Origin of the sequence: Actinokineospora spheciospongiae, assembly GCF_003182415.1 — a bacterium.
Classification (GTDB): domain Bacteria; phylum Actinomycetota; class Actinomycetes; order Mycobacteriales; family Pseudonocardiaceae; genus Actinokineospora; species Actinokineospora spheciospongiae.
The window spans coordinates 334,920-351,418 of record NZ_QHCP01000004.1 but is presented as its reverse complement, the minus strand read 5'-3'; the positions used below and the strand labels follow the sequence as shown (position 1 = coordinate 351,418).

The window sequence follows — 16,499 nt, the reverse complement described above, 5'->3', positions numbered from 1 at the left end:
TCCCTCCTCCTGGGCGTGGTCCACCGGGGTCACAGCCACTCGGGCCACTGCAGGGACGCCGCCACGGAGTGCTCACCGGGGCGGGACACGACCGGGTCGCTCGCGAACTCGACCAGCTCGGCGGCGCGGGGCGGCAGGACCACCCGTCGGGGGGCACCGGTCTCGTCCACGCCCTCCAGGGTCACCGAGCGCACCAGTTCGGCGAGTTCGGGGCGGGTCGCCAGGAAGGCCAGGACGACCGTCCACAGCTCACCCGCGCGCGGGTGGCCCGCGATGGCGTCAGCCACGGCGAGCAGGTTCAGGTCCCCGTCGCGCTCGCGCAGGTCCCGCACCAGCTCCTCGATGACCCGCTTGGCCGCCTCGTCCACCGGGAGCCCGGCGAGCGACCCCGCCGTGGGCTCGTCCACCGGGCCGGGGTCGCCGGGGCTGAACCCGGCCAGGCCGGGCAGCTCGGCGGCGTCGGCCAGACCCGCCAGGCGGGCCAGGTCGGGCAGCACGCCGTCACCCGGGAGGCCGCCCGGGAACGGTGCCGCGCCCGGAACCGCCCCGGGTGCGGCGGGAACCCCCGTGGACACCGGGGGAACTCCCGCGAGGGCGTCGCGGTGCAGGTCGGCGATCGGGTGGCCCTTCGGCACGGCGAGCAGACCGCTGCCGCCCGCCCAGCCCGCGGGGCTGTCCACCACGGCCTCGGCCGGGTCCAGGTCGTCCGCCCGCAGCCGGGGGTCGGCGTGGACACCGCCGAAGCGGGACAGGATCTCGTTGGCGGCGATGGCCGCCGCCGCGTCCCGGCTCTCGCGGGTGCCGCGCTCCAACTCGGAGGCGAACCGGTCGTACTGGTCCATGGGCGCCTCGTCGTGGAAGACCTCGTTCACGTCGAGCAGGGCGATGCCCGCGCCCGCCGCGAGGTCGTACAGGTCGGCGACGTTGGTCAGGTAGTCCAGGTCCAGCTCGTCGTCCTCACCGCTGACACCGTGGCGGGCCTGGGTGAGCACCTGCCACCGCGCCGCGGCGCGGGCGATGTCGGCGCGCGACACGTCGGTCCACAGCACCGCCTTCCACCGCTCCCCCGCGGTGCGCGCGGTGTGCAGGAGGTTGTCGCGGAAGTGGGCCACCGCCCCGGCGGTGCGCAGCGCGCCGCCCAGCACCACCGAGTGCACCAGGCGCGGCAGCTCCAGCAGCTCCGGCAGCGGCGGCAGCCCGCGGTCACCCGCCCAGGTGTAGCGGCGCTCGCCCGCGGCGGACCGGGTGACCGCGTTGTCCGGGGCCGCCGCCAGGGCGGCCGGGGTCAGGTCGGCGTGGGAGGGGGTGGGCTTGGTGAGGTCGAGCCGCTTGACCAACTCGGTCCGCTCGGCCGCGGAGAGGTCGGCGTGGTCCTGCCCGGCCAGGTGCGGCTGGGCCGCGCGCGGGGCGGGCGGGGCGAACACGCCCTCGCCGCGCGCCTCGTCGGTGGCCACGTGCAGGTCAATCACCGTCGAGGGCACCGAGTCGGCGTCGTCGTCGGTGGACCGGGACAGCTCGTCACCGTCGGTGGACCGGGATGGCGCGGCGCCGTCATCGGACCGGCCCTCCATCACGATACCGGGATGCCCGGGGGTGGGGGTGGGGCTGTCGGTGAGCGGGCCGGGGACGTCGGGCCGCTCCCCCGCCGTCCGGAGCCCGCCGCCGTCGGGGAAGGACCGGGTACCGCTGGCGAACAGCGTCACCGGGGAGTCCGGGCCGCGCACGTCACCGCGGTAGCCGTCCTCGCGCAGCAGGTCCGCCAACCCGCCGAGCCGGTTGCCCAGGGCCGGGTCGGCCACGCGGCAGCTCAGGAACACCAGCTCCGAGTGCCTGCGCCACGCCTGCCCGCCGGGCAGCGCGGAACTCGCGAGCAGCCGGAGCACCCCGGCCTCGTCGATCCGGACCTCCTTGCCGTCGGACCTGCGCCGGACGGCGAACCCGTCGGCGGAGTGGTGCATGGCCACCGAGTAGGCGCCCGCGTCACCGACGCCGTGCGCGAAGGCGTCCGACAGGATCTCCGCCTCGCCCGCCCGGGGGAACGCGACGCCGACCACCTCGCCCGAGGCGTCGGTCAACGGGGTGAACACCACGTCGTTGGCGTCGACGTGCTCGGGGGCGAGCAGCTCGGTCAGCGGGACGGGGTTGTCCAGGGTCCCCGGCGCGCGGGTGGTCGCGTCCTGGGTTGTCGCGTCCTGGGTGGGCGCGGCGTCCGGGGTGGCCATCTCGACGCCGGGGCGGCCACCGCCGAGCAGCAGGACGTCCGACAGCGCGACCACGTCGATGATGACGGTGCGCCTGCGGGTGGCCAGGTCCGGCCCGTCCGGGCGCGGGTTCCGGCTGCGGCCACCGGAGTGGACGGTCGGCTCGAAGGACGCCGGGTTCGGCAGCGTGGCGCGGTCGTGGCCGTGCCGGGTGTACCGCTCGTGCTCCGCGGCCAGGGTGTCCATCAGCAGGTCCCGGACGGCGCGGGCGCGGGCCTCACCGGTGCGCACCGCGTGGGTGCGGGAGTTGCCGTAGCCGACGATGGAGATCCGCGGCGGGAACTCGTCCGGCCCGCGGCGGCGCATGTCCTCGAACAGGCCGTAGGCCAGCTCCTGGACCTGCCACCGGGCCTGGTCGTCGAGCCGGGTCTGCTCGGTCTGGAACAGCACGGTGGTCTGCTCGGCCGGGGAGACGGCCGTGGGGCGCACCCCCATGGCCTCCTCGTAGAGCACGTCGTAGGCCGCCGGGTCCATCCCGCGCGGCGGGGCGGCGGGACCGGGGTCGGCGGGCTGGGGACGCGCGGAAGGCTGGCCGGGCTGCGGCCGGGTCGGCTGGGCCTGGGTGGGCTGCGCCTGCGGGGCTGCCCGGTGCCGTGCCGGGGCCTGCGGGGGCGCCTGCGCCGGGGCGGGAGCGTTGCGCTGGGCCTCGGCGCGCGGGCGGGGCTCGCGGGCGGGGACCTCGAAGACCTGGTTGTTCTCCTCGGCGATGCGGACCCGCGGCTGCGGCCTCGGGTCGAGGTGGAACGGGTCGCCGTGCGAGGAACCCGAGGACGAGGGCCGCGAACCGGTCGAGGCCGCGTCGAAGTCGCGGGCCAGGTCGTCGAGGTCGAAGGGGTCGGAGTGCCGCGACTGCTCGGGCAGGTCCGGCAGCACGGCGCGGGCGGCGTCCCAGTTCACCAGGGCGAGCGCGTGCTCGTCGGGGAACAGCCCGTCGACGGCGACGTTGGCGCGCAGCTCCTGCTCGCTGAGCGGGCCGAAGCGGTGGTAGCGGCCGAAGTTGTCGTCGTAGAGCAGCGCCGGGTCGACCAGCTCCGCCGCGCGCATCACCTCGTGGTAGGTGTGCTGGTAGTGGTTGGTGCTGCCCAGGAAGCCGACCAGGCCCATCCGCAGCACGTCGAGGTTCAGACCGGCGTTGCGGTGCTGGTTGAGCATCGACGCCAGGGTGAGCACCAGGTGCGTCGACCCGGAGGAACCGGTGCTGACCAACCCACCGGTGTTCTCGGCCCGCTGGTGCAGCCCACCCTCCCGCGACCCGCCCGAGGGTCCGGGCTGCCCCGGCTCGGTGGACGGCCCGGGGTCGACGTGCAGGGCCATCTCCATGCGGTTCTCAGCGGGAACCCACTGGAGTTCCCCGTCGCGCACGCCGGTGGCCAGCTCGCGCTGGCTCAGCGGCGGGTGGACATCTTCCGGCCTGGTCCGGGTGCGGATGCTCCGGGTGATCTCGTCGATCTGCCGCTGCCGCTCCGCCCGGGACAGGGACGTGTCCTGGGTGAGCCGGGTGATCTCCTGAACGGCGTCGGTGGGGCGCCGCTGCGACCGCTCCGCCTCGATCTGCGGGTGGCGGGTGTGCAGGTCGGGCAGCGCGCCGAGCAGGTCCTCCCCCCGGGCGAGGGACCAGATGAGCGTGATCCGCTCACGCAGGTTGCCGGACTGCACCACCTGCTGGTTCTGGGTGCCGACCCCGACCGCCCCGATCAGGGACGGCTCGTTCTCCCCGGCCCAGCGCTTGCGCCGCTGCGGCACCACACCCCAGACCGCCTGGGCGAACCGCCCGAACTCGGCCTGGACGTCCTCGCGCCGCATCAGGTAGTCGGCCAACCGGCGCTCGTACTCCTCGGCCCGCCGCTGGAACTCCAGCCGCGCGTCGAACCAACTGCGCGAGAACTCCCCCAGGTCGGACAACCGCTGCGGCCGACCGGCGGACCCGCCGTCGTCGTCGCCCAGGGTCACCGAGCGGGCAGCCGGACCACCCGCCGCGTCCGCGCCGGGCGCGGGCACGCTGCTGCTGCGGACAGCCGACCCCGTGGCGGGGTTCGCCACGGCGACCGGCGCGCTGTTGCGGCGGCGAGGCGGGGTGTCGGCGGGGGTGCGGGTGCCGTTCGTCGTCGACTGCTCGACCGCGTGGGTGGGGATGGCGGACGAGTCGGTGGGGGTCGTCCTCGCCGTGCTGGTGGTGACCGGCCCGGGGGTGGTCAGGTTGAGGGTGGGGGGCCTGGGGTTGTTGGTGGTGGGCGTGGAGGAGGCCTGCTTGGGAGCGGTCGAGGTGGAGTTGGCCGGTTCGGGGGTGGCCGAGCTGGGGATGGCCGAGTCGGTGTTGACCGGCTCGGGGGTGGCCAGATCGGAGTTGACCGACTCCGGGGTGACCGAGTTCAAGGCGGCGGGCTCGGGCGTGGCCCGGCTGAGGTCAATCGGCTCCACATCGGCCGGGTTGGAAGGCGCCGAATCGCGGCTGACCGACTCCGGGCTGACCACGCCGGAGTTGACCGACTCCGGGGTGACCGAGTTGGAGACAGCGGGCTCGGGCGTGGCCCGGCTGAGGTCAACCGGCTCCACATCGGCCGGGTTGGAAGGCGCCGAATCGCGGCTGGCCGAGTTCGGGGTGACCGAGTTCGAGACAGCGGGCTCGGGCGTGGCCCGGTTCGGGTTGACCGACTGCGGGGTGACCGGGTTGGTGATGGCCGAGGCGGGGTTGACCTGCTCGGGAGTGCTCCGGGTGAGGGTGGCCGAGTCGGGGGTGATGGGTTCGGGGGTGGCCGGGGTGGACTCCTGGCCGTTCGAGGTGTGGGACTGCTCGGGGGTGGGCTGGTTGCCGGGGCGGTGGGTGGGTTCGGTCGGGGTGGGGGCGGCCTCGGGGTCGACCTGCGCGGGCTCGCGTGCCGCGCTCGCTTCGGGAGTGTTGCTCGCGGGGTCGGGGGTGGGCGCTTCCGGGGCGCGGGTCGTGCTGGGGTTCTCCTCCTGCCGGGCGACCTGGGCCGACTCGTTCGCGGGGTCGGTGAGCGCCGACTCCGGGGTGGTGTCCGGCAGGTGGCCGTTGGCGGGGGTCGAGTTCTCCTCGGCGAGGGCGCCGTTCAGGTCGCGGGTGGCTCCTTCGGCGTTCGAGGAGGTGCGCACCGGCAGGCGGGTCGGGGTTTCGGGGGTGGCGGCGCCCTGGGGGGTTCCGCGCCGGGGCGACGAGTCGCCGTGGTCGGTGGGCGTCCGCGGGTCCGGGACCGAGCGGGTGCGGGTCGGCGTGGTGGGGGTGCTGTCGGACGAGTGCCCCGCGGTCCGCGGTCGATCGCCGGGAGAGGTGGAGCCTTCGGCACCGCCCCGCCGCTGCTGGGCGCGGTCGGCCGCACGCTCCAACTGCTCCTGCACCTCACGCCTGCGCCCGGGCGACTCGCTCTCGATCTGCTGCTGGACGCGCTCCTGCTCGGCCTCGAACCAGGCCCGCTCCTCCGCCAACTCCCGAGCCGCGGCACCATCCTCCCGCGAGGGTCCGGCAGGCGTCTCCCCGGAGCCCTCCTCCGAAGCCCGCTCAGCAGTCGCCTCCACCACGGGACGCTCCCCGGCGGGAACCTCACCCTCGGCAACCTCATCACCCACGCGCTGCCCGGCAGCCAACTCCTCGGCCCGCTTGGCCGCAGCCTCCTCCTCGACCTGCCTCGCCGCAGCTTCCTCAGCCCGCCTCGCCGCAGCCTCTTCCTCAGCCCGCTTCGCAGCAGCTTCCTCAGCCTGCTTCGCCGCAGCCTCCTCAGCCCGCTTCGCCGCAGCCTCCCTCTCAGCCTGCTTCGCCGCAGCCTCCTCAGCCCGCTTGCGGTCGGCTTCGGTCTGGTCGGCTTGGCGTTGCCGCTCCGCCTCAACACGCCGGCGGTCGGCCTCTGCCGCCTGGCGCTGCCGCTCCTCGTCTGCGGTGCGCTGGGCGCCGCCGTCGTCGGAGTCGGTGCTGTTGTCGGAGCTGGTGTCCGATTGGGAGCTGCCGTCGTCGGGGGTGGTGTTGGTGGGGGTTTCGCCGCGGGCCGTGGCGAGGGCGCTCTGGTAGGTGTCGTAGGCCGACCACCACTTGCCCGCGGCCTTGTCGGCTTCGGCCTTGCCCTTCTCGACCTCCGCGAGGCCGTCCTCCAGGGCCTCCGGCGTCAGCACGTCGTCGAGGGCGTTGCGCATTCCCTCCAGCTCCACCACGGCCTTGTTCCAGGCTTCGCCGGTCTCCTTGAGCTTGTTGACCGCGTCGACCAGTTCCTTGGGCAGTGCGGTGGCCGCGTCCGGGGTGCTGCGGATGACGTAGGCGTCGTGCACCTTGAGGTCGGCGGCGCCGGTCTTGAGCGTGCTGAACAGGCCGCCCGTGGGGCGGAAGACGAAGCGGAACTCGGCGGTGCGCAGGTCGGCGCGGGTGACCTTGTCCTCGGGCTTGACCGCCTCGGGGGACTGGGGGGTGGTGACACTGCCCGCGGGCTTGGTGACCTCGGTGGTGCCGACGAGGTCCTTGGCCGAGATCGGCAGCCGCTTGCGGGTGTTGCCGAACAGCGACTGGAAGTTCCGCCGCCCCTCGCTCAACGAGTTCGCGCCCGCCGGGTGGCCCGCGCCCACGCTCATCGCGAGTGCCGTCGCCCCGGTCCTGTACTCGTTGCCGGACTTGAACTCGACCTTCACCTTCCGGCCCGCCTTCTCCGAACCCTTGACCTGCACGCCCGCGCTGGCCGAGGCCAACCGGGGCGGGTCGGGGAAGCGCACGTGCACCTCGAGTTCGCCCTTGACGTGCGAGGGCAGCGGGAGCGAGAACTTGCCCTTGTTCATGGCGCCGAGGCCCGCCTTGGCCGCGACGACGTTGAGGCCCGACCGGAGGGCGGCGACCGTGGCGGCGTCGACCTTGGCCCCGCCGTTCTCGATGGCCTTCTCCGCGCCCCGGCGCAGGTCGCCCACGTCGCCGAGGAAGTGGTCGACGAAGAAGGTGCCGTCGGAGGGCAGGCCCGTCGCGTCCTCCCCCTTGTGCCAGGCTGCCAGCCCGTCCTTGCTGTGCTGCGCCCGGTCGGTGACCGTGACCGCCGGGTCCGCCTCGCCGTAGGTCGACTTGCCCGCGGTGCGGGCGGGCAGGGAGTCCTCGGCGAGCTGGACCACGGTCACGTCCTCCGTGGTGCCCTTGACGGTGGCCAGGGTCTCGTTGGCCCGCTCCTGGCCGGTGGCGTCGACCTCGACCTTGCGCTCGATCGTCAGGTCGAACGACAGCGTGCCCCGGTAGGCGGCCATCGGGCCCGCCGCGGTGGCCGACTGCTTGCGGTCGGTCTGCTGCTCCACGGAGGTCTTGCGGTCGAACTTGCCCAGTTCGGCCCCGGCGTCGGGGCCCGTGCTGAGCGTGCTGCCCGGCTCGCCGAAGCCGGTCTTCTTCCCGGCGTTCGCCGGGTCGCCCTGCTTGGTGATGGCCATGGCGGGGCGCACGGAACCGTTGACCGACGCGATGGTGACGCCCTTGGAGCGGTCCGAGGTGCTCTTGGTGGTGGTCTTGTTCGCCGAGGTCGCCTCGGAGACGTGGTCGATCCCGGCGAACGTCGGGGTGCCCTGGAAGCTCGCCTCGAGCGTGGCGTAGTAGGTCTTCCCGGAGATGCGGTCCTCCAGGCGCAGCGGGAGGGAGCGGCCGCCGTTGAGGGAGGAGTTCACCGATCGTTCGGCGTGGGCCAGGAACTCGTTGAGCGCGCGGACGTTGTCGTGGTTCTCCGCCAGTGCCGAGTCGGGCAGCAGCCTGGCGGCGAGGTCGGCGCCCAACTGGCTGCGCAACTGCGGCATGACGGAGTGGCTCAGATCGATCGGCGTGGTGACCCGGCCGATGCCGATCGACGGCTTGGCCGAGCCCGCCAGGCCCGCGGGTGCGGGCAGGGTCCGGTCACCGTGCTGGGATGGTGCGGCGGGAGCCGGGGCCGGCTCGTTGTTCATCTTGGCGATCTGCTCGTCGGTGGCCCACATCAGCACCGCGTTGTCCATGTGGAAGGTCTCGCCGGACCTGCCGATGTCGGCCGGGTCGGGCTTGGAGAACCGGCCCAGGAGGTTGCCGTGGTGGTGGACCTCGGCCACCACCGCGACGTCGAGGTCGACGGCCACGAGCGACTTCTTCACCGGCACGCCGTTCTCCATGACGGTGCGCTCGACGTTGGTGGTCTCACCGCCCTCCTTGCTGCCCCACCGCACCGACAGGGGGGTGAAGTCGGCGATGAAGATCCCGCGCGGGCTGACGATGTTGCCGGGCTTGGCGGTCGAACCCGTGCCCGACACGACCGCCACGCCCGTGCTGGTCGCCCCGAGGCCGTTGTCGACGCCCCGGCCCGAGCCCGCGGTGGTGCGGCTGCCCGTTCGCTCCTGGATCTTCTGGAACTCCACGGGCCCGAGCTTGCGGGCCCCGGTGGGGGTGAACACCGCGGCCGCCCGGCCGCGGGCGTCGGCGAGCCTGCGGCCGTGGTGGATGCCGTCGACCTTGGTGACCTCGCTGAACAGGGTGGGGTTGCGCTTCATCGCGTCCGGGCTCACCTTCGCCTGGATCAGCCTGGTCCTGCCCCCGTCGGGGAAGCTGAAGGCCTGGTCGTTGCCCGAGGCGCGCAGCAGCGAGTCCTCCATGGACTGGTTGATGTGCTCGGTGCCGAACACGGCGACGACCTCGGCGTTGTCGAAGACCTTCGTGTCGGGCGCGAAGAGGTTGTCGATGGCGGGCGGCCTGCTGGTGACCCGGTGGTTGTTCGGGGTGATCATCAGGGGGTCGGGCGGGGTCGTGCTGACCAGCTTGTCCGGGACGTGGACCTCGATCGGCACGACGTGCGGCGCCACCGGGGTCGAGTCGGTGGACAGGCTCAGCGTCTCGACCTCGGGCACGGTGCGCCCGGGCTTGCCGAAGGTGATGGCGCGGGTGCGCTCGTTGAGCCGGTTGTAGGTGCGGACCTCCTCGGTGATCTCGAGGGTGCCGCGGAACTTGTGGAGCTTGCGCTTGTCGACGGTGCCGTCCGCCTTGAGGCCGTCGCCGTCGGTGCGCACGACCGAGCCCTTGTCCCCGACGCTCAGCTTGTCCGTCCTGGACCTGCTGTGGGTGCCCTTCACCTCGCCGATGTAGACGCCGAAGGCGCTGCCGATCGGGCCCTGCACCCGGGCCTGGCCGCCGAAGGCGAAGGACTTCTTGCTGCCCTTGCCGAACTCCACCTCGGACTTGGACTTGGCGGTGCTGCCGCTCTCGGCCTCGGTGAGCGTCTTGCCGGGCACGTCGGTGAAGTCGGTCAGCTTGGCCCTGAGCGTGACCAGCGCGTGGTACTCGCGGAAGACGCCCTTCTTTACGACCTCCATGGTCAGGCCGTTCGGCGACAGCATGGTGTCGACCAGTTCGGAGAGCTGGGCCGAGGTCAGCTTGGCGGCCAGGTCGTCGCCCCGGGACAGCAGCTCGTTGACCCGGTTCTGGGTGGTGTGCCACTTGGCCAGGTCCGGCGAGTCGAACGTCCGGAGGAACTTGCTCGAGCTCAGGTGGTACCAGCGGTGGCCGGGGGTCTTCTGCAGCAGTTCGGCCACCTTCTCCCGGATGTGGCCGTTGTCGTAGAGCTCGTTGATCTTGCCGCCGCTCAGGGACAGCTTGGACTCCATGTGGGGAGGCCCGTAGTGCACCCGCGGCGGAGTGGCCGCGGGAGGAGCGGGGGTCGAGTCGGTCGCGGTGTTCGGAGTTGCGGTGTTCGGGGTCGCGGTGTTCGGCGGGTTGGGCGTCGTGCCGGGTGCCGTGTCGTCCGGGAGCATCCCGGCCCGCTCGGCGCGGTCGCGCCGGGTCCACTGGATGGCCTCGACGTGGCCCACCAGCGGCACGGGGTCGTGGCCCACCCGGCGGACCTGGAGGTCGTAGACCGCCCGGTAGCGCACGGCGTCGCCGGTCGTGGACAGGGTGTCCTTGGCGACGTCGTTGCGGGTGATGTTCTGGGAGTTCTCCTTCGACACGCTGATCCCGCCCGTCGGCCCACCGCCGACGAAGAACGCCGGGGTGTCGACGCCCCAGCCGAAGAAGGCGATGCCCCCGGTGGTGCGGGAGGTGGTGTGCTTGTCGCCGGAACCGAGGTCCAGGGCACCGGTGTCGGTGTGCTTGACGTCCTTGGGCTGCTCGATGACCTGCACGTACCGGGTCACCGCGCGGACCTCGACCTGGTCGACGGCCTGCGACCAGCTCTTGCTGTGCTTGCCCTTGTGCAGGACCTGGTCGGCCCGCACCCAGCCCTCGTCCTTGCCGACCGCCGTCGGGTCGGACACCGCGTTGGGGACGACCTTGTCCGTGAGGGTGGACTCGGAGAACAGCTCCCGCAGGGCCGTGCGCCCGTCGGCGCCCACCGCCACGAGCTGCTTGGCGAACAACCCCTTGGCCTGGTCGAAGAAGCTCTTGCCGCCCTCGGTCTTGGCGTGCGCGGTCTCGACCGCGAACCGCCTGGGCATGGTGCTGGTGGGCGCGACGAAGGGGCCCGCGGTGCTCTCCTGCTGGAGGGTGGTGGGCACGCTGAGCCCGACCTTGCCGGTGGTCGTCTGGGCGTCGCCAACCCTCGCCCCGGAGGCGTCGAAGAGCGTGTAGGTGAACTTGATCGGGACCTCGACGTCCTCGAGGGCCTTCAGCTCGACGGTGGAGCTCTGGGTGGCCTTGTAGGTGGACTTGTGCTCGTGCGCCCCGCTGGGCGCGGCGGGCACGTCGAGGCCCGCCCCGACGAACATCGGCGGGATGGCGGTGAAGCCCGCCTGGACCCGCGCGACGCCGTCCCGGGAGTTGTCGACCTTCTGCTCGTTGGTGGACTCGACCTTGGCGGTCGGCTTGGCCTTGCCGTACTCCTTGGCGTCCTCGGCCTTGGTCGTGGTGGCGTCCGCGCTGTCGTCGGTCTTGGTCGTGGCGGCGTCGGTGCCGTCGGTCTTGGCCGCGTCCGCCTTCTTCTCCTTGAGCGTGAGGCCGTCCCAGAGGGGCTCCGAGAGGATGTGCAGCTCCATGTGCTTGCCGTTGACCCTGATGGGGGTCGTCTTCCCGGCTCCCATCAGGGTCAGCGCGGCACCCTCGACCTGCTCCTCCTGGATCTGCTTGACGTCGGCGTTGTCGGCCAGGCCCTTGATCAGGGCGTCGAGGCCGGAGCGGATGTCGGCACCCACGACCTTGTCGATCTGCTTCGCCTTCCCGGGCGAGCGGTTGTCCCTGGAGTAGGCGGGGATCTTGCGCTTGACCTCTTGTGCGGCCGGGTCGGTGGTGGTGCCGCCGTTGGTCGTGGTGGCGCCGTTGTTGGGTGTGGTGGCGCCGTTGTCAGTACCGGTGTTCGTGGTGCCGGAGCCGGTGCCGTTGTTGGTCGTGGTGCCGTTGTTGGTGGTGTCGTCCCCGGGCTTGGTGAGGTTGTCGAGTTCGATGGTCTCGATGATGTCCGGCAGGAGCGCTCCGGGGCGCGTGGCCGGGCGCCGCCCGCCGCGCGACGACGGGTTCGCGTCGCTCGGCGGGGTGGGCGTCGGGGGCGTGGGCGTCGGCGGGGTGGGCGGCTTGGGCGGCATCTCGGCCGGGACGTGCATCTCCGAGTACGGGCCCTGGCTGACCACGCCCGGCCGCGCGGTCCACGGCCGCGCCGGGACGGGGCGCGGGTTGGCCGGGGCGCCGAGGGAGTGGTCCACCACCTGGCCCGCGCCGCGGGACACCTCGTCGATCTTCCTGATGTCCTCCGGGGGCAGGAACAGGCCGCGGCTGGACCGGGGACCCATGATGCCCTCGCGGTCGGCCCGGTTGAACAGCATCTTGGGGTCGGCGTAGCCCTCGCCGAGGCCCGCGAAGTGGAACAGCTCGTGCAGCAGGCTCGCGGGGCCCTCGCGCAGGTCCCACTGCACCTGGTTGGTCTCGCGCGTGTCACCCTTCGCCGAGTCGAACACCTCCACCGGCACCGAGCGGTGGGAGTCGGTGTCCCAACCCGACTCCGGGCCGTTGGAGAACTTCGCCTCGATGGTGAAGTGCGCCTGGTCGCCGTTGGCGAAGTGCGAGCGCTGGTTGAACTTCTCGTCGAGCACCTGTTGCATCTGCTCGACCAGCGCGCGGCTGCCCGCGGGGTCGACCGCCCCGGCCTTGGCGTGCACCTCGACCGGGATGGTGAACTCCCGCACCCACTTGCCGGGCGCCACCTCGAAGCGGCGCAGGTCGAAGCGGATCTGCGTGATGGTCCCCGCCCGCTGCCCGTCCTTGGTGCGCCCGCTCGCGAACGGGTCGAACCGCTCGGCGCTGAACCGCGTGGGCTGCGCCGAGTCGCGCCGCCCGTTCCAGTCCTTCGGGGCGACGAAGTCCGGTCCCGGTCCACCTGCGGACCGCCCACCGGGGGCGTGCGGGGTCCCGTCGAGGGCGAGGCTCGCCGCCGCCGCGGCCGCCAGCGCGTCCTGCGCCGGGGTCGGCGCGTCGGGGTCGGTGCTCGACCGCTGCGCACCGGGCCGGTTCTGCGGCTGGGTCGCCTGCTCACCCGCCTTGGCCGTGGCCTGCTGGGACCGCTGCTCGGCGGCGGGGGTCTCCGGGCGGAGCGTGGACTCGGCCTTGGGGGCGGGGCCCGTGGAGGAGGTGGCGGTGGACTGACCGGCACCCGCAGCGGGGCGTGCCGGGGCGTCGGTGCGGGAGGACGTCTCGGGGCGCGACTGGCCCTCGGACCGGGGCTGGGCCTCCGGGCGGGCAGAGCCCTCCGGCCGCGCTGAGGACTCCGGGCGGGCCGAGGACTCCGGGCGGGCCGGAGCCTCCGAGCGGGACGAAGAATCCGGACGCGCCGGAGCCTCCGGGCGAGCCGAGGACTCCGAGCGGACTGGCGCCTCCGCCCGGACTGGGGCTTCCGACCGAGCCGTGGCCTCGGAACGGGTGGGGGCGTCCGAGCGGGTCGGGGACTCCGAGCGCGCTGGTGTCTCCGAGCGCGTCGGGCTCTCCGAGCGGGCGGGGGTGTCGGCCCGGCTGGGAGTGGCGTCCGGGCGGGGTGCCTGCTGCTGGGGGGAGGTGGGCTCGGCGCCGCCGGGGGTGCGGTTCGGGGATTGGGTGGTGGGGATTTCCGGCATCACCGGGCGTGAGGTGGAGGACTGGGTAGGCGAGGCGGGCTTCGCCTGCTGGTCGGGGGTGGTCGCGTCCGAGCGGGCGGGCTGGGACTGGGTGGGGACGGGGCCGGACTGGGCAGGCGTGGACACCGGACCGGACTGGACCGGGCCGGGCACCGGACCCGGCTGCGCGGCACCGGACTGCACCGGACCGGACTGGGTCGGGGTGGGGACCGGGCCGGACTGCCCCGCACCGGAGTGCGCGGGTCCGGTCTGCACCGGACCGGGCTGGTTCGAGCCGGGTTGGACCGAGCCGGACTGGGTCGAACCGGAGTGGGCTGCGGCGGGGATCGGACCCGGCTGCCCGGAACCGGACTGAGCAGGACCGGACTGGGTGGAGCCGGACTGCGAAGGGCCGGACTGAGCGGGGCCGGACTGAGCAGGGCCAGCCTGCGCGGGACCGGACTGCGCGGGACCGGACTGGGTGGAACCGGACTGCGATGGGCCGGACGGAGTGGAGCCGGACTGCGCAGAACCGGGCTGGGTGGAACCGGGCTGAGTGGAACCGGGTTGGGTGGGGCCGGACTGAGCAGGGCCGGGTTGGGTGGGGCCGGGCTGGGTGGGGGCAGCAGGAGCGAGGGGGCCCGCCGCGGGGCGGTCGGTGGGCGGGCTGGGAGGCGTGGACGGGGTGGTGTTCCCGCCTCGGGCGGGGGTTTGTGCCGGGTCGGCGGGGTTCGTCGACTGGGGGCGTCCGTCCGATTGGGACGGAATGGTGCCGGGCTGCTGGGTCGTCGGGGTCGAACCCGTCGTGGTCGTCTGGGACTTGCCGGTGTCGGGGCGGGAGCCGCTGTCCTGGGTGGGGGCGGTGTCGGTGCGGGTCGGGCCCGAGGTGGTGGTCTGGGGCGTCGCGTTCGTGGAGGTGCCCGACTGCTGACCCGTGGCCGGGCCGGACGAGGACGTGCGGTCCCCCACCGGGCTCCCCTGCGCGGGGGCCGCCGGGGCGGACGAGGTGCCCGGGCCGCCGGACGTCGTGCTGGGCAGGCCCTGCCCACCCGCGCGGCCGCCCGCGGACTGCTGGCCCGCGCTCTGGCCCTGCCCCGCGCTCTGCCCTTGGCCCGCGCTCTGGCCCTGCCCCGCGCTTTGGCCTTGACCCGCGCTCTGGCCCGTGTTTTGGCCCTGGCTGCCACTCGGGCTGCCACCCTGACCCGCACCCTGGCCGGCGTTGTTCCCGCCCGCGGCGTTGTTGCCACCCACGGTGTTCCCGCCGGGGTTCACGCCACCGGCGACCGCACCGGCCGGGTTGCCGTCGCCCGTGGTGGTGGAGTCAGCGGGCCTGGTGTCGCCGAAGCCGTCCCGGCCGCCGACGTCGGACCGCCCGCCGTCCGCACCGGCACCGTCCCGGCCACCGGTGTTCGACCCGTTCTCGCCGAAGCCCTCACGGCCACCGGTGTTGGACTGGCCGCCGTTCTCCCCGAAGCCGCCGCGGCCGTCGGCGTTGGGCTGGCGGCTGTTCTCGCCGAAGCCCTCCCGGCCGCCGGTACCCGGCTGCTCGGTGTTCTCCTCGAAGCCGCCGCGACCGCCCGCGTTCGACTGCCCGTTGCCCTCACCGGAGCTGCCCCGGCCACCACCGTCGAACTGGCCGCTGTTCTCGCCGGAGCCGTTGCGGCCACCGGTGCTCGACTGCCCGCTGGTCTCACCGGAGCCGCTGCGGCCACCGGTGCTCGACTGCCCGCTGGTCTCACCGGAGCCGCTGCGGCCACCGGTGCTCGACTGGCTGCCGGTCTCCCCGGTGCTCCCGCGACCACCCGCGTTCGACTGGCCGCCGGTGTCGCCGTGACCGCCCGCGGTGTTCGTCGTGGTCTGGGGGGTGTTCTCGCCGAGGGTGACGGCGGCGGGCTTTCCGTTGGACGAGCCCGCGGTGGACGACTGGGTGTTGTCGCCCGACTGGTTCGAGCGGTCCGCGCCCTGTGACTGGCCACCGTCGGAGACGGTCGTGGGTCGGTCGCCCCCGGTCGAGGTGTCGCCCCGGGACGGGGTGTCGCCCCGGGTCGACGACGGGTCGCCCTTGCTCTCGGTCTGCACCTCGGGGGGGTCGAAGACCGTTCCGAGGGACTTGCCGGAGCCGTCGACGACCGGCTGGCCCTTCTCCGAGGTGGGGCCGCCGTCGGACGAGGTGGTGCCGCCGGGGTCCCCGTCCAGGGTGACGTTGATCGGCGTGCCGTTGCGGATCTTGTCGAAGACGGCGGCGAGCTTGGCGCCGGTGCCGCGGCTGTCGCCGTAGCCGGAGTACTCGCCCTTCTTGTACATGCCCTGCGCCGGGCCCATGGCGCCGAGCAGGCCGTCCCACACGTCGCCGTGGCCGCCGGTGGCGATGTTGACCACGGGGTTGCTGGCCGCGACCATCGCCACCTGGCCGACGGCGTAGCCCGCGTTGCCGCCCAACTTGAGGCCGATCTGCACCTTCTTGGGCAGGCCCGCCCGCACCCTGGGGTTGATCGCCCCGGCGACGCCCTTGGCCACGCCGTGGAAGACGCCCGCCGCCGCGCCGCCGATGGCGCCGCCGATGACCGAGCCCTTGAAGGAGTCCCAGTCGAAGTCGTCGCGGCCGCCCGCCGCCATCTGGCCGAGCTGGATGCCGCCGTCGAGCGCGCCCATGAAGATCGCGCCGAACGCGCCCATCTTCAGGGCGTTCACGAGCACGTTCGTGGCGACCTGCTTGATGCTCAACTGCATGATCTTCGACAGGAGCAGCCGCAGGATGCCCTGGAGCGTGAACCTGGCCGTGGTGAGCACCGGGCCGACGAAGAAGGCCCCGAACAGCGAGGAGAGCAGCGCGATCACCGTGGCCAGCGCCAGCGCCGCCATGGCGATGAGCATGATCTTGGCCTTCTGGATGTCGGCCGCGGCGGTCTTGGACGACTTGGCCAGGTCGTCGGCCTGGGTGGCCAGCTCCTCCAGGCCCTTGACCATGTCCTGGTTCAGGTAGTCGACGACGTTGGTGGCCGTGACGCCGTCCATCGCGCGGTCGACGTCGCGGGCGGCCCCGACCACCTCGTCCCTGACCGCGCGCAACTCCTTGGCGAAGTCCGTCCAGGCGCGGCTCATCGCCTTGAGGCCGCCCTCGTTGCCCTCCGGCCACTCCATGCCCAGGGTGACCTTGAAGAACTTCTGCAGGCCGTCGGGGAGACGGGTGACCTCGTCCGAGCCGCTCATCCGCCCGCCCTCCTGACCTGAACCGAATGGGAACCGCCAGCA

General features: G+C 73.4%; 1 protein-coding gene. It reads right to left on the bottom strand.

Annotated elements, in window-relative coordinates; genetic code table 11:
• Positions 1-29: 29 nt before the first annotated feature.
• Complete coding sequence (locus tag DFQ13_RS12655) at positions 30-16,457, bottom strand: WXG100-like domain-containing protein (protein WP_110079923.1); 16,428 nt, start codon at positions 16,455-16,457, stop codon at positions 30-32.
• Between the last annotated feature and the right edge of the window lie 42 nt (positions 16,458-16,499).